The following is an 18,051-nucleotide window of genomic DNA, read 5'->3' as shown; positions in this document are numbered from 1 at the left end:
CCGCCCCCCTTTCCGCCGCCCGTCTGGGCAGGGGACGCATCCGGGCATATCGTTTGATCGTGGGTGTTTCTCGGCATGGTTCAGGGCTCTCCTCGCTCGGCCCGCCGCTGCTCGACGCCCTGGCGGAGACCGGCGCCTACGGGGGCAAGGTGTATCTGCTGCGGCCCGGCTCCGACACCCTGCGGCTGGCGATGATCTGCGGCGTTCCCCCCGAGCTGGCCTGGCCGTGGCTGCGGGTCAGGCTGGACGCCCGCCAGCCGGTGGCCGAGGCGGTCAGGGAGCGACGGCTGGTCTGGCAGGACGTGCAGGGACGCGGAGAGGTCGCGGGCGACGACCGCCAGGCGGCGATGGCCATGCCCTACGCCTTCGCGATGGGCTCCGCGCCCGTCATGGACGAGTCCGGGGGCGCGCCCCGCTGCCGAGGCGCGGTCTCCCTGCTCTGGCCCGCGTCCCACCCGCCCTCGCCCACCGAGGGCGAGAAGGCCGCACTCCACCGGCTCTGCCGACGGACGGCGGACGTCATCCGGATGGCGGACGGCACCGGGGCGCCGCTCCTGCCCGGCGCCGAGCCCCGGGTGCTGATCCGCCCCCGGGCACGCACCCCAGGCCATGACGAGGCGCTGGCCGCCGTCGACCTGGTCGACACCCTGTCCGACGGCTGGTGCGCCGTCGACCTGGCGGGTGTGGTGACCCACGCCAACGAACGCGCGGCCGAACTGCTCGGCACCACGGTCGACGAACTGGTGGGCGGAAGGCCGCACCGAGCCCTGCCCTGGCTGCGCGATCCGATCGTCGCCGATCGGTACCGAACGGCGATCTTCAGTCGAGAGCCGGTTTCGCTCACCGCGCAGAGGTCACCTGATCAGTGGATCTCATTTCTGGTCTATCCGGGGCCACGCGGCATGGCCATCCGGATCAGCGAGACCGCCGAGCCGGAGCCCGACACCCAGGCCCAGGAGCGGGAGGGCGGCCGGCTTCCCACGTCACCCGCCGAGGGCGGCGCCCTCTACCAGCTGGTTCAACTCGCCGCTTCGCTCACCCAGGCGGTGGGCGTCAGGGACGTGGTGGAAACGGTCGCCGACCAGATACTTCCCTCGTTCGGCGCGCAAGCGCTCATTCTCTTCGTCGCCGAAGGCGGTCGTCTGCGGTCCGTCGGCTATCGGGGCTTCGCCCCCGAGGCCATCGAACGCTACGACAACCAGCCGCTGTACCCGCCGCCCTCGCCAGCGGGTCACGCCCTCGTCAACCGCGCGCCGGCGTTCTACGCCTCGACCGAGGCGATGCTCCACGACCACCCGCACCTGCGCCCCTCGCCCGATCTGCACGCCTTCGGCTTTCTGCCACTGATCACTTCTGGCCGATCTGTTGGTTGTTTCGTACTGGCCTACGACCGGGAGCATTCCTTCTCGGCCGAGGAACGAGCGATGCTGACCTCGCTGTCCAGCTTGATCTCCCAGGCGCTCGACCGGGCCAGGCTCTATGACGCCAAGCACGAGCTGGTCCTCAGCCTCCAGGCCGGGCTCCTCCCGCACCGCCTGCCCGAACTCCCCGGGCTCACCGTCGCCGCCCGGTATCTGCCGGCCACCGAGGGCATCGAGATCGGCGGCGACTTCTACGACGTGATCCCGCTCGACGAGCACAGCACCGCGCTGGCCATCGGCGACGTCCAGGGCCACAACGTGACGGCCGCCGCCCTGATGGGCCAGGTCAGAACGGCCGTCCACGCGACCGCCGGCGTCTCCCCGGGGGAGGTGCTCAGCCGGACCAACCGCCTGCTCACCGACCTCGACCCCGGCCTCTTCACCAGCTGCCTCTACGCCCAATACGACCGCGCCACGCACCGCCTTCGGCTGGCCAGCGCCGGACACCCACCGCCCGTGCTGCGCCACCCGGACGGCCGCATCGGCCTGCTGTCGGTGCCTCCGGGGCTGCTGCTCGGCATCGACCCGGCCGCCGAGTACCCGGAGGTCGAGATCCCGCTGCCGCCGGGATCGGTGCTGGTGATGTACACCGACGGGCTGATAGAGACGCCGGGCGAGGACCTGGAGGAATCAGCCCTCCGGATGGCCGATCAACTGCTCGGCGCCGAGGACCAGCGGCTGGACGCCCTCGCCGACCGGCTGCTGCACGGCACCGACCACGCGGAGACCAGAAACGACGACATCGCGCTGCTGCTCCTCCGCATCGGCCCCTGACCACTCACCGGGGCGCACAGCGGCCACTCACCGGGGCACACGGCGGTCCAGGACGCTCGTCAACCCCGGTCGGCCGTGTTGAGACCGAGCGGGGCGCCGATCTCGGCGGCCATCACCCGGCCCGCCTGGCGCTCCAGGTCACCGTCCTCGGCCGCGCTGTCCGTGTCCAGACCGTTCAACTCGGCCAACGGAGTGTTCAGTCGAACGTGCGCCACCAGGGACTGCAACGCGCGGAGCGTCGCGCTGGCCGTGGGCCCCCAGTTCGTCAGATAGGAGAACTGCCACCACCAGAGCGCCTCGCTGACCCGGCCCTCGCGGTAGTGCGCCATGCCATGCCGCAGATCGCTGATGATGTTCGCCAGATCATCGGATATCCGCGCCGCGACCGGCTTGCTGTGCGGCACATAGGGGTCGAAGACCTCGGAGTACACGTCAACGGGCGTCAACAGCGCCGCCAACCGCTCGCGCAACTCGTCCATATCCGGCTCGGGGCCCGTGTCCGGCTCGTAGCGCTCATCCGGAACGATGTCCTCGTGGGCGCCCAACCGACCGCCGGCGAGCAGGAGTTGCGAGACCTGCAACAGCAGATACGGCACCGCGCTGTCCGGATCGTCCCCTCGGGCGACCTCGGTGACCGCGACCACGAAGCTCTCGACGTGGTCGCAGATCTGCACCGAGAAGCTGTCGGGCCCCACGGCCATCGCCGGCGCTCCCTCCCCGCGGTCCAGCCGACCGGCCTGCTCGATCTGGTCCATCGGCGTCTGATCGATCCCGGTTCCGCTCGTCGCGTCGGACATCAGCCGGTCGCCTCCCCAACGGTCCCTACGTCTGCGCGCCCCGCGTCCAGGAGAGCGGCCGTCCCCATCGCCCGCGCCGCGGGCGCCGCTGTCACGTTCGTCGCGCCCATGGCGCCCATCGCGTTACACATCGAGCAGGCGCCTACCCTCGAAGGCGCGGCCCAAGGTGACCTCGTCGGCATACTCCAAGTCTCCCCCCACGGGCAGCCCGCTGGCTAGCCGGGTGACCCGAAGGCCCATGGGGCTTACCATGCGCGCCAGGTAGGTGGCGGTGGCCTCGCCCTCAAGGTTGGGATCGGTGGCCAGGATCAGCTCCACGATCGAGCCGTCGGCCAGCCGGGCCAGCAACTCCCGGATCCGCAGGTCGTCGGGGCCGACCCCGTCGATCGGGCTGATCGCCCCGCCCAGCACGTGGTAGCGGCCACGGAACTCGCGGGTGCGCTCGATGGCCACCACGTCCTTGGGCTCCTCGACCACGCAGATCACCGAGAGGTCGCGACGGGGATCGGCGCAGACCCGGCAGTGCTCCTCCTGCGCGACGTTGCCGCACATCGCGCAGAACCGCACGCGCTCCTTGACCTCGGTCAGGGCATGCGCGAGCCGGCGCACGTCGGCCGGCTCGGACTGGAGGATGTGGAAGGCGATCCGCTGGGCGCTCTTCGGGCCCACGCCCGGCAGCCGGCCCAGCTCATCGATGAGTTCCTGGACTACGCCCTCGTACACGGGATGCCTCTTCCCCTTCTCCCGTTGCCCGATCCACCGCTGTCGGCCATGTCAGAGGGGGAGGCCGGGGATGCCGCCGCCGGCGCCGCCGAGCCCCTGGGCGAGCGGGCCCAACTTGGCCTTGGCCAGCTCCGAAGCGGCGTTGTTGGCGTCCCGCACCGCGGCGATCACCAGATCCGCCAGCGTCTCCGTGTCCTCCGGATCCACCGCGGCGGGCGAGATCTCCAGGGCGGTCAACTCGCCGGAGCCGGTGACCGTGGCCTTGACCAGGCCACCACCCGCACTCCCCTCGACCGGGGTCTCGGCCAGCTCCTGCTGTGCCGTGGCGAGGTCCTGCTGCATCTTCTGGGCCTGCTGCAACAACTGCTGCATATCGACCCCACCGCCACCAGGGAACACGGGCTTCACTCCTGGGCTATCGACAACAATTCCGTACCCCTGAGCGTACGGGCTCCCGCCCTCCGGGTCTCACTCGTGGTGAATCTCCTCAAGAACCGTCGCTCCCAGCTCCCGGACGATCAACTCATAACCACTGAGCGCGGTGTCGTCGAGATCGGCGTCATCCTCGCCCGGCATGTCGTCCTCGGCGGCCACCCGGGGGCGCGGCGGGCTCGGCGCCTCGGCGACCGGGGGGGGCGCCGGGCTCTCGGGCGGAGCCGCCGGCCGGGACTGCTCGGGGCCGCCCGGGCGCTGCCCGGGCGCCGGCGCCGACTGGGCGGCGGGCGGTGGCGCGGCGGGACGGGGGGACGGCTGGGGCGCCGCGGGCGCCGGCGGGGCCACCGGGCCCGGGGGGCCGGGACGCAGGCCGCCACCGCCTCCGCCGCCCTGGTCGACCACCGCCTCGATGCGCCAGGACACGCCCATGCGGTCGTTGAGCGCCTGGCGCAGCACGTCCTCGCTGCCGCTGTTCACGAAGTTGTCCTTGGCCCCCGGGGAGGCGAAGGAGAGCCGCAGCGTGCTGGTGGCGCTGTCGAAGCCGGCGACCTCGGCGTTCTGGCTCAGCAGGATCCAGCTGTAGCGGCGGCGGCCCTTCACCGCCTCCAGGATGTCCGGCCAGAGCTGCCGCACCTGGGCGGGATCGCCGGTGCCGCCGGCGGGCTGCTGGGGCGCGGGCCGCTGGGGCGCCGGGGGGGGCTGCTGCGCCGGCGGCGCGGCCTGGGCTGCTTGGGCGGCCGGCGCGGCTTGGGCGGCAGGCGCGGCGGCGCCGGGCCAGGCCCCGGGGCGGGCCCCGCCGCCCCCGCCGCTCGGCCACGCGCCGGGGGCGGGGGCCGGCGCGGCCGGCGGCGCGGCCTGGGTGGGCTGCGGGGCTTGGGCGGGCGGCGGGGCTTGGGCGGGCGGCGGCTGGGCGGGGGGTGCTTGGGCGGCGGGGGGTGGCTGCTGTGCTGCCGGGGGCTGGGCGGCGGGCGGCGGCGCTTGGGCGGGCTGCGGCGCGGCTTGGGCGGCCAGCGACACGCCCCGTTCCAACCTGTCCAACCGGCTCTGGAGGGAGCGTTCGTCGCCGTAGGCGGCGGGCAGCAGCACCCGCGCGCAGATCAACTCAAGCTGCAACCGGGGCGAGGTGGCCCCCCGCATCTCCGTCAACCCCGTGTTGACCAGATCGGCGGCTCGGCTCAGCTCGGCGGCGCCCATGCCCTGCGCCTGCCCACGCATCCGATCCAGCACGTCGACGGGGGCGTCGATCAGGCCCTTGTCCGCCGCGTCCGGTACCGCGGCGAGAATCAACAGGTCGCGGAGCCGCTCCAACAGGTCCATCACGAAGCGGCGCGGATCGTGACCGCCCTCGATCACCCGATCCACCACGCCGAAGGCGGCGGCACCGTCGCCGGCGGCGATGGCGTCCACCACGCCGTCCAACAGGGCGCTGTCCGTGTAGCCGAGGAGGGCGGTGGCCATCTCGTAGGTGACGCCGGCGGCGTCCGCGCCGGCGAGCAGCTGGTCCATCACGGACATGGAGTCCCGCACCGAACCCGCGCCGGCCCGCACCACCAGCGGCAACACCGTCTCCTCGACCGGGATCTCCTCGCTGGCGCAGACCTCGGCGAGGTACTCGCGCAAGGTGCCGGGAGGGACCAGCCGGAAGGGGTAGTGGTGGGTGCGCGACCGGATGGTGCCGATGACCTTCTCCGGCTCCGTGGTCGCGAAGATGAACTTGAGGTGCTCGGGCGGCTCCTCGACCACCTTCAGCAGGGCGTTGAAGCCCGCCGAGGTGACCATGTGCGCCTCGTCGATGATGTAGATCTTGTAACGGCTGCCTGCCGGGCCGAAGAACGCCTTCTCCCGCAGGTCCCGCGCGTCATCGACACCACCGTGCGAGGCGGCGTCGATCTCGATCACATCGATCGAGCCCGGACCGTTCCGCGCCAGATCCTGGCAGGACTGGCACACCCCGCAGGGGGTGGGCGTGGGGCCCTGCTCGCAGTTGAGACACCGGGCGAGGATCCGCGCGCTGGTGGTCTTACCGCAGCCTCGCGGGCCACTGAACAGATACGCGTGGTTGACCCGGTTGTTCCGCAGCGCCTGCTGCAGGGGGTCGGTGACATGCTCCTGCCCGATGACCTCGGCGAAGGTCTCGGGTCGGTAGCGGCGGTACAGCGCGAGGGAGGACACAACAACGACGATATAGGCCCCCACTGACACACAAGGGCCCCTCACGCACCCACCAGAGCCCACCTACCCTTGCTGCCTTCCGGCCCTGGGGGAGTTCAGTGAGATAGCGCCACGTGAGGGGCTGACGCCAACCCTACCGGATGCCACCCCCCACCCCCACCCCCGCACGCGGTTCGCGACCACTCACCCAAGTCTTGTATCGTGTCCGGCGGAGGATTCGCCTAGTGGCCTAGGGCGCACGCTTGGAAAGCGTGTTGGGTTCACACCCTCACGAGTTCGAATCTCGTATCCTCCGCCCAGCTCTCACCGGGCTGAGCGAAGCCCCCGACCGCGCGAGCGGCCGGGGGCTTCGTCGTTGGTCCGGCGCCCCGTTGTCCTGGATCGTGTCCACGGCGGGTGCGGCCGGGGTTCCCCCGGAGGGAGTTCGTCCCAGACGGTGAACGCCGCGCGTGGCTCGATGCCCCGAGTCCGCCGTGTGTCGATTTCTGTGCCGGGCACGGTCATTCGGCGTTATGGTGCCTCGACACAACGTGAGGGCGTGGGTAACGCCGCAGCAGCCTGGGGGGTCGTATGCGCGAAATGATCAAAGGCGCGAACATCGCTCTGAGAGACCTGAGCGAGACCGCCGGGGGTTTACTCGTCCGCCTGACCTGGAGCAGCGACTCCGGTGACGGTGACGCGGACGTCTCCGTTCTCCTGCTGAACGCATCCGGCAAGGTGCGCGGTGACGGCGACTTCTTCTTCTACAACAACCCCGACGCACCGGACGGCAGTGTCCAGCTCCTCGGCAAGACCCCGGCCGCCGACGGGAGCGAGGACCGGATCAGCCTCGACCTCTCGGCCATACCTCGGGACGTCGAACGGGTGGCGATCGCGGCCAGCAGGTACGGCGGCGCCAGGTTCGGTGACTTGCACGATCTGCGCCTGACCCTCTCCGACACGGCCGGAGAGGAACTGCTCGGGTTCAGCATCGACGACGCGGGGACCGAGAGCGCGTTCGTCTTCGGCGAGCTATACCGGCGCGCCGGGGAATGGCGGTTCCGGGCCATCGGCCAAGGCTACGAAAGCGGACTCGCCGGTCTGGCGACGGACTTCGGTATCGACATCGATGACGAGGGGGAGGACGACACCACGGAGTCCGATGCCGCGGAGTCCGACACCGCGGAGTCCGAGGCCGAAGTCCGGGAGCCCGAGGGGCCGCTCGTCGACGCGGTGCCGGCCCCGCCGCCGGTCCCCGAGCCGGTCGTAGTGGCGACGGTCCCTGGCCCGGCCCGGCGCCCCCGTACCGCGAGGAAGAAGGTGACCCTGCCCAAGGTCGCCAAGAAGTCGCTCGCGGAGCACGATTCCTGGAAACAGGCCAGGCTCTTCCCCGTCCCCTCGCTCAAGAACGACCGCGAGCGTGAGGCCCGTGCCACCTCCGTCCTGCTGTCCGTGATGGCCCAGGTGCCGGAGTTCGGCCGTCGCCTGACCGCCGCCTTCGGCGCTCCAGCCGGCCGCATGGAGACCTTCACCGAGGTGTCGCTGCCGCACGGCGACGCTCCCAAACGCCCGGATGGCGTGATCCGCGTCGAGCGGGCGGGCAAGTTGTGGACCGCCCTCGTCGAAACGAAGACGAACGGCAACCCCCTCAAGCCCGAACAGGTCCAGGACTACATGGACATCGCCGCCCGCCGCGGCTACGAGGCGGTGATCACGCTCTCCAACGATGTCGCGCTGGAGGGCAGTCCGCTCGTCGAGATCAAGATTGACCGGCGGCGTAAGCACAAGGTGTCGCTCTGGCATCTGTCCTGGGCAGAAGTGACGCATCAGGCACGGATGTTGATCCGCCACGAGGGCGTGGGCAATGCCGCACACGCCTGGGTTCTCCATGAGCTCCTGCACTACCTTGAGCACGGTAGCTCGGGGTGTCATGGCTTCCAGAACATGGGGCCCTCCTGGGTGCCGGTGCGCAACGCGATCGACGAGGAAACCCTCGGCCAGGGGGACCGGCGCGCGGTCGACGTCGTGGAGAGCTGGGAACGCCTGGTCCGGCAGGTGTGTCTCCGGCTGGGCGGCGAGCTGGGCCAGAAGGTCCTGCCGGTGCGGCGCGGCAGGCGCACCGCCGATCCCGGCGCCCGCCGCGTCGCCCTCGCCGATCAGCTCTGCCGCGACGGCCGCCTCACCGCGGAACTTCGCATCGAGGGAACGCGCGGCGTGCTCGCCATCACGGCGGATCTGCGCACCGGCAAACTGCGCACATCCATGGACGCCCCCGCGCCCGAGCAGGGTTACCCCCTTTCCTGGGCCAAGCGACTGCTCCGGCAGCTGAGCGACGCCCCGGCCGATGTGCACGTCGAAACGCTGGTCGAGGAGGGGACGGGACCACGTGGCACCCTGGAACGACTGCGCCCGGAGCCGGCCGATCTGCTCCCGGGCGACGGAGCCCGGATCACCGGTTTCCGTCTGTCCCTCTTCAAGAGCATGGGCAACACCCGCGGCAACGCCGAGACCAGTTTCATCCGCAGTATCGACGAGGCCGTCGACCGCTTCGTCAACGGTGTCGTCACTCCCCTGGCGCGACGTCCGTCCCGCCGCTCGCAGCGCGGGGAGCAGGATCAGGCCAAGGACGCGTGGGCGGGGGCGATATGAGCGAGTCGCACGACCTGACGGTCTCTCCGTGGAAGCGCTTCGGCCATGACCGCCTGTATGTGAACTCCCCGGCCGGTGAGAAGATCGCCTGGCTGGACCGGGCCACCGGGCGGATCACGGTGCTCGTGGAGGAGCGGCGCGATGACGCGTTGCGCGCTCTCGCTCCCCATCTGGCGGAGGCGTCGCCCGCTCCCGTCGATCCCGTGCCCCAGGTCCGCTCCCCTGCGGTCGGGCCTCGCCCCGGGGACGACCTCGCCGGGAACCGGCCCGGCGAGGCGCTGCTGGCGAAACTCGCCGAGCTGAGACCGAGCTTCTGGCGCTACCTGCTCACGAGGCTGCTGGGCCGCGCGTCCGAGGCGGACAGCTGGCGGAAGGGCCTGCGCGGTGAGCAGAGGGCGGGCGCCGAGTTGGAACGGCTGGCCGCCAGCGGCTGGCGCGTCCTGCACTCGATACCGCTGCCGCGCGAGGTGGACATCGACCACCTGCTGATCGGGCCGGGCGGAGTCTTCTCCTTCAACACCAAGCACCACAGCGGAGCGCACATCTGGGTCGGCGACGACTCCGTGAAGATCGCCGACCGGTCCTATCCCTATGTACGCAAGTCCCGCGCCGAGGCCAGGCGCGCCTCCGCGGCTCTCACCCGGGCGTGCGGCTTCCCCGTCGAGGTCTCCCCCGTGCTCGCCTTCGTGGACGCGCGGAAGGTCGTGGTGGTGCCTTCGCTGCACGACGTACGCGTGGTGCGCCACCGGGAGATCGCATCGATGAGGTCCCTCACGGGCGTCTGGAGCGCGGCCGGCGTGGAGAGCATCTACACGACGGCGCGGGACCGTCGGACCTGGAACCGCGCCCGCGCCGGATCGGACGGCTGACCACGGGCGCCGCACCGACGCGCGACGAAGGCGCCGGACGAGAGCGCGCCGAGGGCGGGGTGGCCGCGCCACCCCGCCCGTCGGGGGCGGCCTGGGGTCAGGCGTCGCGGTAGGCGACGGCGTGGGCCATGGCGGTGAGTTCCTCCATCAGTTCGGGGCTGATGGAGGTGGCGCGGACGGCCTCGGAGGCGACCTTGACCTGGGCGTCGATGACGGCCTCCACCCGGTCGCGGATGCCGGTGCGCATCAGCAGGGCGTGCAGTCTCTCCGGCTCCACGGCGCTGAGGTCGTCGCCGACCAGGGCGGCGACCTCCGGCTCGTCCCGCATGGCGAAGGACATCAGCAGCGTCATCTTGTGCTGCTTGAAGTCCAGCCAGGTGGGTTTGCCGGTGGCCTGGGTGGAGCCGAAGGCGTCCAGCAGGTCGTCGCGGAGCTGGAACGCCTCGCCGGTCGCCTGGCCGTACTCCTCGAAGGTGCCGAGGAGTTCGTCGTTGCCGGCGAGCGCGGCGCCCACCGCGAGGGGGCGGGAGATGGTGTAGCGCGCCGACTTGAAGAGCGCGATATGGCGGGCCAGCGGCGGGTCGGGGCGGAAGCGGGCGGCGGCCCGCATGTCGAGGAACTGGCCCGACATCAGCTCGGTGCAGAGCTCGCTCCAGACGGTGAGCACCTTGGGCGGCATGCCCTGCATCAGCCGGTGGGCGAAGACGTGCGCGAGGTCGCCGCCGAGGATGGCGACGCCCTCGCCGTACCGGCGCGGGTCCCCGCGCCACTCCCGTTCCTCGTGCAGCCGCGTGTGCACGATATGGGTGGTGGGGTCGCCCCGCCGCAGGTCGGCGTCGTCCATCACGTCGTCGTGCATCAGCACGAAGGTGTGCAGGAACTCCAGGGCGGCGGCGGCGTCGACCAGTTGGGGCGACTCGGGGTCGCCGCCGGCGGCGAGGTACCCCGCGACGCAGAAGGCGGGCCGCAGCCGCTTGCCGCCGCTGCTGACCATGGCGGCCACGGTGTCGAGGAGTTCGACCGAGTCGGGCTGTTGCTCGTTGAACGTCCCCCGCTCGGCGGCGAGGAAGTCCGTCAGGCGTTGCTCCACGCGGGCGAGAATCCGGCCGCGCAGTTCATGCGGTGCGAGGTTCTCGGTAGCGGCGACGGCCGCGTCCTGCGCTGGTCCGGTCACGGCATTCCTTCTGCTAGCGGGCGGTCGGCGGACCGCCGGGAGCGGAACCGCCGTCGGGCTCCAGAGCGCCGACGAACGCCGGCTCACGGGTCGGGATTCCCGGCAGGGGCGCGACGGGGCGCCCGTCGTTCAGAATGTCCTCCAGCCTGGCCATCGCGGCATCGTCGGTCAATCGCAACGCCGGTGACAGACTTCTGCCAGAGCGCCCCCGACCTGCGGAGATCGCGGGATCGGGGGCAGCGGACTGGGCGTTGGGCTCACTGGGCGGCGGCCGTGCCGGCGGACGACTGGATGACGCGGGCGACGTGTACCCGGGACGGGCATCCCAACTTCCGCATCACCTGCCGCAGATGGTTCACCACGGTCCACTCGGATATGTCCAGCTGCCTGGCCACCTGCCGGTTGGTCAGCCCCTCGGCGACGAGCAGCGCTATCTGCTGTTGGCGGGGTGTCAACTCGCGTAGCGTCGGGTCGACCTCGGGCGGGGGCCCCGGCGGCGGGGCCAGCGCCTCCCGTGCCTCGTCCAGCGCGGCCCGTGGCGAGACGCCTGGGGCCCGCAGCCGCAGTCGGGCCAGCGCGCCGTCGGGCAGCGTCTCCGCCAACCGCGCCTCCAGCGCGCGGAGTTCCTCCTCGTCCTCGCCGAGGGGCAACCCGTGCCGCTCGCGCAGCACGCGCGCCGCGAACAGCATCCGCGCCGCGGCGAGGCGTTCGTCCTCCTGCTCGGTCGACGCGCTCAGCGCGGCCACTTCGAGCAGCGCCGCCACGCCGCCGGGGGAGGAGTCGGGGGCGGGCAGGCCGCCCAGCGCCTCCAGCGCGGCCGTCCTGGCGTCGACCGGGCGACCGGCCATGCGTCGCACCCGGACGAGGTCGAGCCGCAGCGCGGCCCTGACGCCCATGGCGTGCCAGCTGTCCAGGCCCGCCAGATCGTCCAGCGCCCGCCGCAGCGGCGCCTCCGCGTCCGGCGCGCCGAGGGCGGCGGCCACCAGGGCCTGGGTGCGGCGCGCCGCGGCGGCGCCCGTGCGGTCCCCGACCGCCTCGTAGGCGGCGACCGCGTCGGCCGCCAACGAGGCCGCGCCCGGCAGGTCGCCCGCGCGGCGCGCCAGTTCGGAGAGCTGCCCGGTCACCCGGGCGACGCCGAACCGGTCGCCGCTGCTGCGGTAGACCGTCTCCGCCTGCCGCAGCGCGGTGCGGGCGGCGGCCGTCTGGGCGGACAGCTCCGCCCAGCGGCCGGCGCCCTCCAGGGCCGGGGCGAGCGGCGAAGTGGCGTCGGCCGGCGCGGCCTGGACGGCGTCGATGGTCCGGTCGAGCAGCGCCGCCATGCCGGCCAGCACGCCATGCGCCACCCAGGCGTCCTCCAGGCCGAGCAACAGCCGCACGGCCGTGTCGTGTTCTCCCCGGTCCTGCGCGGTGCGCACGGCCAGGCGCAGATCCGCGAGCCTGCCGCCGACGGCGTCCAGCCAACGACCGCGCTCCGCCTCGTTGGCCAGCCCTTCGGCCGCTTCCCTGGCGAAGGCCGCGTAGTGCGCCAGGTGCCGGGCGTGTGTCTCCGCCAGCCGCGCGGGGTCGGCGGCCAGTTGGGTGCGGTAGTGGTTGCGGGTGGTGCGCAGCATCCGGAACTCGGGCTCGCCGTCGCTCTCGCTCTGCCGGTCGACGCTCAACAGCAGGCTCTTGTGCACCAGTCCGTCCATCACCCGGGCCGCGCGCCACCAGCTGAGGCCGCCCACGCGCTCGGCGACGGCCACGTCGACGGGCGACTCGCAGACCGCCAACCGCTGGATCAGGCTCTGCTCCTCCGCGCTGAGCGCGCCCTCGCCCCAGGCCAGCGCCGCCGACAGCGAACGATGCCGGTTGGCCACGTCCAAGGGCCGGGTGCGGTACGGGTGTTCGCCGCCGCGCAGCCGGGCCAGCAGGGTCCTGGGGCTGAGCGTCCCGACGGCTCCCGCGGTCACCTCGATGGCCAGCGGCACGCCGTCCAGCTCGGCGCAGATCTGGGCGATCGCCTCCAGGTCGGCGCCGTGCAGCACCTGGTTGCGGTAGTACGCCTGCACATGGCCGAGGAACAGCTCGACGGCCGGGGCGCCCCGCGAGACGGTGGCCTCGGGCCCCGTACCGGCCCACGCCGGAACGGGGCGCGTCGCGCGCGCCCCGGCGGTCAACGACTCGACGGTCAACGGCTCGGCGGTCAACGACTCGGCGGTCAACGGCTCGACGACGCGGGTGTCGGCGGTGAGCGGGCCGGCGGTCAGGGGTTCCAGCGGGAACAGGCGCTCGGCTGAGACGTCGAGCGAGGTCCTGCTGGTGACCAGCACGCGCAGCCGGGGGCAACGGTGGATCAGGGCGGCGAGGTCGAGCGAGAGCGCGGCGGCCACCAGATCGCAGTTGTCCAGCAGGAGCAGCACGGTCGGCCCGTCCGCGTCGGCGGCCAGCTGCTCGGCCAACTCCTCGGCCAGCTCGTTGACCTGGGCGTGGGGGGAGGCCAGGGCGGTGGCGTCGGCCGGGGCGCACTCCTTCCGGCTCGCGCCGGCGCGCGGGGTCGCGAGCCGCTCCCACGCGCCGGTACGGGCCACGGCCGGGGTGAGGGCGACGGCGATCTCGTGCCACGCGACATCCGGGCGGTCCGTCTCGGCCAGGTCGACGGTCACCACGCGGCGACCGCCCAGCGGCTCCTGTTCGGCGCAGACCGCCCTCGCCAGCCTGCTCTTGCCCACCCCGGCGGGCCCGGTGAGCGTCAGCAGTGGCACCGTTGGATCGATCAGCAGCCGCGTCACCGCGGCCAGTTCGAACTCCCGCCCCAGGAGCCGAGTCCGGGACGGGTGCCGCGGGGTCGTCTCCGCCGTCACCAGTTCCGGGACACGGCTCAAGGGAGCGGGCGAGGTGATGAAATCACGTCCCGACATGAGGTCCTCTCCCCCTTCCCCCTTCGGCCCGCGCGTGTGGCATGCCCGGACCCGGTCCCTGCGACATGAACGCCCGTGGTCTATGAGGCGCAACGCCACTGGGGTGATACTGCGGAGGCCCCAGGAAAGTCTGCTGGAGGCTCGGTGAATTCTCGCTGAAGTCCCAGCTCAGCCGCTGCGCGGCGCCGGGCCACGGTGGGCGCTTGCCGCGCTGGCACGGGACGGGCCCGCGCAACCGCTGCGCGACGCCGGGCCACGGTGGGGTGCCCCCGGCACACCCCTGCCGGCGGGCCGTTGGCGACGCGCGGATCGCGCCGCACCACCACGGAGTTCGACGAACCCCAGCCGCAGCACGCCGACGCCGCCTGCCGCGCTGGCACGGGACGGGCCCGCGCAACCGCTGCGCGGCGCCGGACCACAGTGGGGTGCCCCCGGCACACCCCTGCCGGCGGGCCGTTGGCGACGCGCGGATCGCGCCGCACCGCCACGGAGTTCGATATGCCCCGGGTGCGGCACGTCGAGGCCGGGGCGCCGGCCGGCGCGGCCTGTCGCGCGGGGACTCGGCCGTGACGACCGGCGCGTCACCGCGCGTCACCGCGCGTTGCCGCGCGTTGCCGCGCGTTGCCGCGTCACAACCCGACGCGTACCCCCCGCCCGGGGGGCCGCCGTGGTCAGGGGGTGGCGCGGCGGTAGGTGGTGAGGAGGTGGACGGCGAGGCCGAGGGTGAGGCCCCAGAAGGCGGAGCCGATGCCCCACCATTCGACTCCGGACGCGGTGACCAGGAAGGCGACCAGCGCGCTGTCCCGGTGGCGTTCCTCGGCCGTGGCGCTGGCCAGGGAGGCACCGATCGCGCCGAGGAGGGCGATGCCGGCGACGGCGGCGACCAACTCGACGGGGAGCGCGGTGAAGAGCGCGACGAGGGCCGTGCCGAAGACCCCGACCAGCACATAGCCCACGCCGCAGGTGATGCCGGCGACATAGCGGCGGCGCGGGTCCTCGTGGGCCTCGCGGCCGGTGCAGATGGCGGCGGTGATGGCGGCGAGGTTGATGGCGTGCGCGCCCGCGGGCGCGAGGACGGCGGAGGCGACGCCGGTGGTGACGACCAGCCGGTCCGGGCTGGCGTCGTAGCCGGCGGAGCGGAGCACCGCGATGCCGGGCGCGTTCTGGGAGGCCATGGTGACCAGGAAGAGCGGCAGCGCCAGGCCGATCGCGGCGTCGGGCGAGAAGCTGGGGGCGGTCAACTCGGGTCCCGCGAGGGAGAGTTCCACGGCACTGAAGTCGGCGTCGCCGGCCACAGCCGTGTAGAGGCAGCCGAGCAGCAGCGTCCAGGCGGTGGCCCAACGCGGGGCGAGGCGGCGGGCCAGCACATAGCCGGCCAGCATGAGGGCGATCAGCCCCGGGCTGGTGTCGGCGGCCCGGAAGACGTCGATGCCGAAGGAGAGCAGGATGCCGGCGAGCATGGCGGCAGCGACCGGCTGGGGCAACAGCCGCATCACGGTGCCGAAGAGGCCGGTGGCCCCGACCAACACCGTGGCGAGGGCGGCCAGCAGATAGGCGCCCACCGCCTCGCCGTAGGAGTAGGTGGCGAGCCCTGACACCAGCAGCGCGGCGCCCGGCGTCGACCAGGCGGTGAGCACCGGGGCACGGTAGGCCCAGCTCAGCGCGACGCAGGTGACGCCGGAGCCGATGGAGATCGCCCAGACCCAGGACTCCAGGCGGACCTCGCCGATACTGCCGGCGTCGGCGGCCTGGAAGACGATGGCCATCGGCCCCGCGTAGGAGACGATCACGGCGATCAGCCCGGCGGCGACCGCCGAGGTGGACATCGCGGCACGAAGGCCCGGCGCCTCGGCCCGGTCGGTCCGTTCGGCCCGTTCGGTCGGTCGCGTCCGCCGTCTGTCACGCCACCGCACTCGTTCACGCCTTTCACGGGCCGGAGCTGATCCCAGTTGACCGGATTTGGCCTGAGTCAACCGGAGTTGACCCGAGTTGGCCGAACCTGGCCGGGGGTCAGATCAGATGTACGGCCAAGAGGTTACCGATCACGAAGGAGATGACCCCGATCCGCTGGGTGCGGATGCCGAGCACGCGGGCGGCGAGCGCGTTGCCCTGGACGACGCCCGTGCGCAGCTGCACCGCGCGGGAGGCCAGCACGGGCGCCAGCACCAGGAGGAACCAGCCGGGGACGGCGCCGAGGGACCAGGCGACGAGCACGGCGACGGGTTCGAGCACGGTGAACGCCACGATCACCCGGCGGTAGTTGGCGGGCGAGGTCAGGGTGGCGAGGTTGCGGCGCCTGGCCAGCCGGTCGCCCTCGACGTCGTTCATGTTCGAGTAGAGCGAGACCAGCAGGCTCCAGAGGCCGAAGAGCAGCGCCTCCAGGATGATCAGCCCGGTGGTGGTGCCGGTGAGCAGCCCGTACGGGAGCAGCACCACCATCGCGGGGCAGAAGAGCAGGAGCAGTTCCTGGGCACCGTGATAGCTGAGTTTGAGGCCGTAGGAGTACTGGACGGCGAGGACGACGGTCAGCAGCAACAGCGCGCAGACCCACAGCGGTTGGTGGGGCGCCAGCAGCGCGGTCGCCGACCAGATGACCAGGCCCCAGGCGACCGCGCCCCAGCCGAAGAGCCAGGCCTGGCGGGCCGTGAGGCTGCCGCTGAGCAGCGGTTTGCGGGACAGGTCGCGCAGCTGGCCCGTCTCCGGCTGGTAGTTGCGCGCGTCACTGCCGTCCCGCAGCCCGGTCAGGTCGTCGAAGGCGACGGTGGCGGCGACCACGCCGCCCTGGCCGAGGACGAAGAGCGCGAGCAGGGCGAACGTCTGCCAGTCCCAGAGTTGGGAGCCGGGGAGCGCGGCCCACACCAGCAGGACGCAGAGGTAGAAGTCGAAGAAGGCGAGCTTGCCGAGCTTCGCGTACGCCTTGAGCCGGTTCGTCCGGGGTGAGACATCCGGCTCGCCGGTCCGCACCGTGTTCACGGCCATGGGGCCACGCCTTTCCGATGTCCGATGAGGTCGACGGGGTGCCGGCTCCGCGATGGGACCGACGGGTGCGCGCGGTCAGCGGGGCTTGCGGCCGTAGGTGGAGATCAGCACCTGGCTCAGCCAGCGGTGGCCCGGGTCGTCCAGGGCGGCCAGCGCCTCGTTCACGCGTTCCTCGGTGAGCAGCCCGGCGGCGAGCAGCTTGGGGCGGAGGTACTCCAGCCACAGCACGTACATCCGGGCCTGGAGGGTGCCGCCCCTGACCATCACCGCCCGGCCCTCGGCCGAGACGTCGACCAGCTCGGTGGCGAGCGCCGCCTCCAGGTCGAGTTGGCCGCCGCGCGCCTCGTAGCCGGCGCGGGCCATCACGTCGTAGCAGGCGGTGTGGACGTCCTTGAGGAAGTCCTCGGCGACGGCGGAGCGGAAGAGCGTCAGCGAGTCGGTGTCCTCAAGGAACAGCACGCCGCCCGGCTTGAGGGCGCGCACCATGCGGGTGACCGCGATGTCGCGGTCCTCCAGGTGTTGCAGGACCATCCGCGCGTGGATCAGGTCGAAGGTGTCGGAGGGCAGTTGGTCGCCGCGCAGGTCCAGTTTGGCGACCTCGACCTGGGGGCGGTCGATCCAGTCGAGCGGCGCGGTCTCCAGGTCGGCGGCGACCACCCGGCCGCCGGTGCCGACGCGTTCGCCGAGCCAGTCGGCGATCGAGCCACGGCCGGCGCCGACTTCCAGGCAGGTCCAGCCGGGGGAGACGCCCAGGCGGTTGAGGCGTTCGATGGTGCCCTGGTCCCAGAGCGCCTCGTTGGCGCGGAGCCGTTCGGTCTCGCGGTCCCAGGCCGAGTCGAAGATGTACGGGCTGTCGTCTCCCGCGCCGCCGCCGGTGAGGATGGGCGGTAGCGAGGACAGGCTTTCGGCGACGCTCACGGTCAACCCCCGAAGTGCTCGTCGGTGACGGGGGAGCGGTCGGCCCTCCCCGCGGTTCGCCGGCCGGCCCCACGCCGCGCGGCGGGGCCCTCGTCGGCTCCGTACGGCCGTTCATGGGTAGCGTGCTCCGGGCGGTCGGACGGTGAGTCACCTTAGGAACCGAACGGCGCGCGCCGCCATGACAATGAGGTGCCGAGCTGGGCGGGCCACGAGCAAGAACCTGTCACCCCGGCCCGGCGGCGGCCCTCGCCCGGTGCCTCGGCC

Annotated in this window: 13 protein-coding genes, 1 tRNA gene and 1 other RNA gene; 4 read left to right on the top strand and 11 right to left on the bottom strand. The window is 72.5% G+C overall.

Annotation, left to right across the window (positions count from 1 at the left end; all coding sequences use genetic code 11):
- The first annotated feature begins 59 nt into the window (after positions 1-59).
- The gene (locus K4G22_RS15850; protein ID WP_228080884.1) at positions 60-2,195 is read left to right on the top strand and encodes a SpoIIE family protein phosphatase; all 2,136 of its coding nucleotides are present in this window, start codon (positions 60-62) and stop codon (positions 2,193-2,195) included.
- Positions 2,196-2,254: 59 nt separating this feature from the next.
- Here the strand turns inward: K4G22_RS15850 and K4G22_RS15845 are convergent, their stop codons facing one another.
- The 5 genes from K4G22_RS15845 to ffs all read right to left on the bottom strand — a co-directional run bounded on the left by K4G22_RS15845 (position 2,255) and on the right by ffs (position 6,447).
- Positions 2,255-2,896 (bottom strand): DUF5063 domain-containing protein, encoded by a 642-nt coding sequence (locus K4G22_RS15845; RefSeq protein WP_228084102.1) that lies wholly within the window; start codon positions 2,894-2,896, stop codon positions 2,255-2,257.
- A 219-nt stretch (positions 2,897-3,115) separates the two neighbouring features.
- Positions 3,116-3,715 (bottom strand): recombination mediator RecR, encoded by a 600-nt coding sequence (gene recR / locus K4G22_RS15840; protein ID WP_228080883.1) that lies wholly within the window; start codon positions 3,713-3,715, stop codon positions 3,116-3,118.
- A gap of 51 nt (positions 3,716-3,766) precedes the next feature.
- A complete protein-coding gene (locus K4G22_RS15835; RefSeq protein WP_078856762.1) occupies positions 3,767-4,114 on the bottom strand; it encodes a YbaB/EbfC family nucleoid-associated protein in 348 nt (115 codons plus the stop codon).
- Between the two features lie 69 nt (positions 4,115-4,183).
- Complete coding sequence (locus tag K4G22_RS15830) at positions 4,184-6,322, bottom strand: DNA polymerase III subunit gamma and tau (protein WP_228080882.1); 2,139 nt, start codon at positions 6,320-6,322, stop codon at positions 4,184-4,186.
- A 30-nt stretch (positions 6,323-6,352) separates the two neighbouring features.
- An RNA gene (ffs, locus tag K4G22_RS15825) (signal recognition particle sRNA small type) lies at positions 6,353-6,447 on the bottom strand.
- 85 nt (positions 6,448-6,532) lie between these two features.
- On the opposite strand from ffs, the gene K4G22_RS15820 reads away from it, so the two are divergent.
- From K4G22_RS15820 to K4G22_RS15810, 3 genes are all read left to right on the top strand, one after another.
- Positions 6,533-6,617: transfer RNA gene (locus tag K4G22_RS15820), tRNA-Ser, on the top strand.
- Positions 6,618-6,901: 284 nt separating this feature from the next.
- Positions 6,902-8,950, top strand: coding sequence for a TerD family protein (locus K4G22_RS15815; RefSeq protein ID WP_228080881.1), 2,049 nt, complete (start codon positions 6,902-6,904; stop codon positions 8,948-8,950).
- Positions 8,947-9,819, top strand: coding sequence for a nuclease-related domain-containing protein (locus K4G22_RS15810; RefSeq protein WP_228080880.1), 873 nt, complete (start codon positions 8,947-8,949; stop codon positions 9,817-9,819). The genes K4G22_RS15815 and K4G22_RS15810 overlap by 4 nt, the downstream gene beginning before the upstream one ends.
- A 97-nt stretch (positions 9,820-9,916) precedes the next feature.
- Here the strand turns inward: K4G22_RS15810 and K4G22_RS15805 are convergent, their stop codons facing one another.
- From K4G22_RS15805 to K4G22_RS15780, 6 genes are all read right to left on the bottom strand, one after another.
- The gene (locus K4G22_RS15805) at positions 9,917-10,993 is read right to left on the bottom strand and encodes a polyprenyl synthetase family protein (protein WP_228080879.1); all 1,077 of its coding nucleotides are present in this window, start codon (positions 10,991-10,993) and stop codon (positions 9,917-9,919) included.
- Positions 10,994-11,006: 13 nt separating this feature from the next.
- A complete protein-coding gene (locus K4G22_RS15800; RefSeq protein WP_228080878.1) occupies positions 11,007-11,147 on the bottom strand; it encodes a hypothetical protein in 141 nt (46 codons plus the stop codon).
- 103 nt (positions 11,148-11,250) lie between these two features.
- Complete coding sequence (locus tag K4G22_RS15795) at positions 11,251-13,890, bottom strand: ATP-binding protein (RefSeq protein ID WP_228080877.1); 2,640 nt, start codon at positions 13,888-13,890, stop codon at positions 11,251-11,253.
- Between the two features lie 671 nt (positions 13,891-14,561).
- Positions 14,562-15,716 (bottom strand): benzoate/H(+) symporter BenE family transporter, encoded by a 1,155-nt coding sequence (locus K4G22_RS15790; protein ID WP_228080876.1) that lies wholly within the window; start codon positions 15,714-15,716, stop codon positions 14,562-14,564.
- A gap of 184 nt (positions 15,717-15,900) precedes the next feature.
- Positions 15,901-16,869 (bottom strand): UbiA family prenyltransferase, encoded by a 969-nt coding sequence (locus K4G22_RS15785; protein WP_228080875.1) that lies wholly within the window; start codon positions 16,867-16,869, stop codon positions 15,901-15,903.
- A 75-nt stretch (positions 16,870-16,944) separates the two neighbouring features.
- Positions 16,945-17,787: a class I SAM-dependent methyltransferase gene (locus tag K4G22_RS15780; protein ID WP_228080874.1), complete on the bottom strand. Its 843-nt coding sequence runs from the start codon at positions 17,785-17,787 to the stop codon at positions 16,945-16,947.
- Positions 17,788-18,051 lie beyond the last annotated feature (264 nt).

It is taken from the genome of Streptomyces profundus (assembly GCF_020740535.1).
Lineage (GTDB): Bacteria > Actinomycetota > Actinomycetes > Streptomycetales > Streptomycetaceae > Streptomyces > Streptomyces profundus.
The sequence above is the reverse complement of the archived record's forward strand: the minus strand, read 5'-3'. Positions and strand labels throughout refer to the sequence as shown.

Excerpts from the sequence above, each read along its gene's own strand:
- K4G22_RS15845 (WP_228084102.1), bottom strand. The coding sequence starts at position 2,896 with ATGGCCGTGGGGCCCGACAGCTTCTCGGTGCAGATCTGCGACCACGTC.
- K4G22_RS15810 (WP_228080880.1), top strand. The coding sequence starts at position 8,947 with ATGAGCGAGTCGCACGACCTGACGGTCTCTCCGTGGAAGCGCTTCGGC.
- K4G22_RS15795 (WP_228080877.1), bottom strand. The coding sequence starts at position 13,890 with ATGTCGGGACGTGATTTCATCACCTCGCCCGCTCCCTTGAGCCGTGTC.
- K4G22_RS15785 (WP_228080875.1), bottom strand. The coding sequence starts at position 16,869 with ATGGCCGTGAACACGGTGCGGACCGGCGAGCCGGATGTCTCACCCCGG.
- K4G22_RS15800 (WP_228080878.1), bottom strand. The coding sequence starts at position 11,147 with ATGGCCAGGCTGGAGGACATTCTGAACGACGGGCGCCCCGTCGCGCCC.
- K4G22_RS15790 (WP_228080876.1), bottom strand. The coding sequence starts at position 15,716 with ATGTCCACCTCGGCGGTCGCCGCCGGGCTGATCGCCGTGATCGTCTCC.
- K4G22_RS15815 (WP_228080881.1), top strand. The coding sequence starts at position 6,902 with ATGATCAAAGGCGCGAACATCGCTCTGAGAGACCTGAGCGAGACCGCC.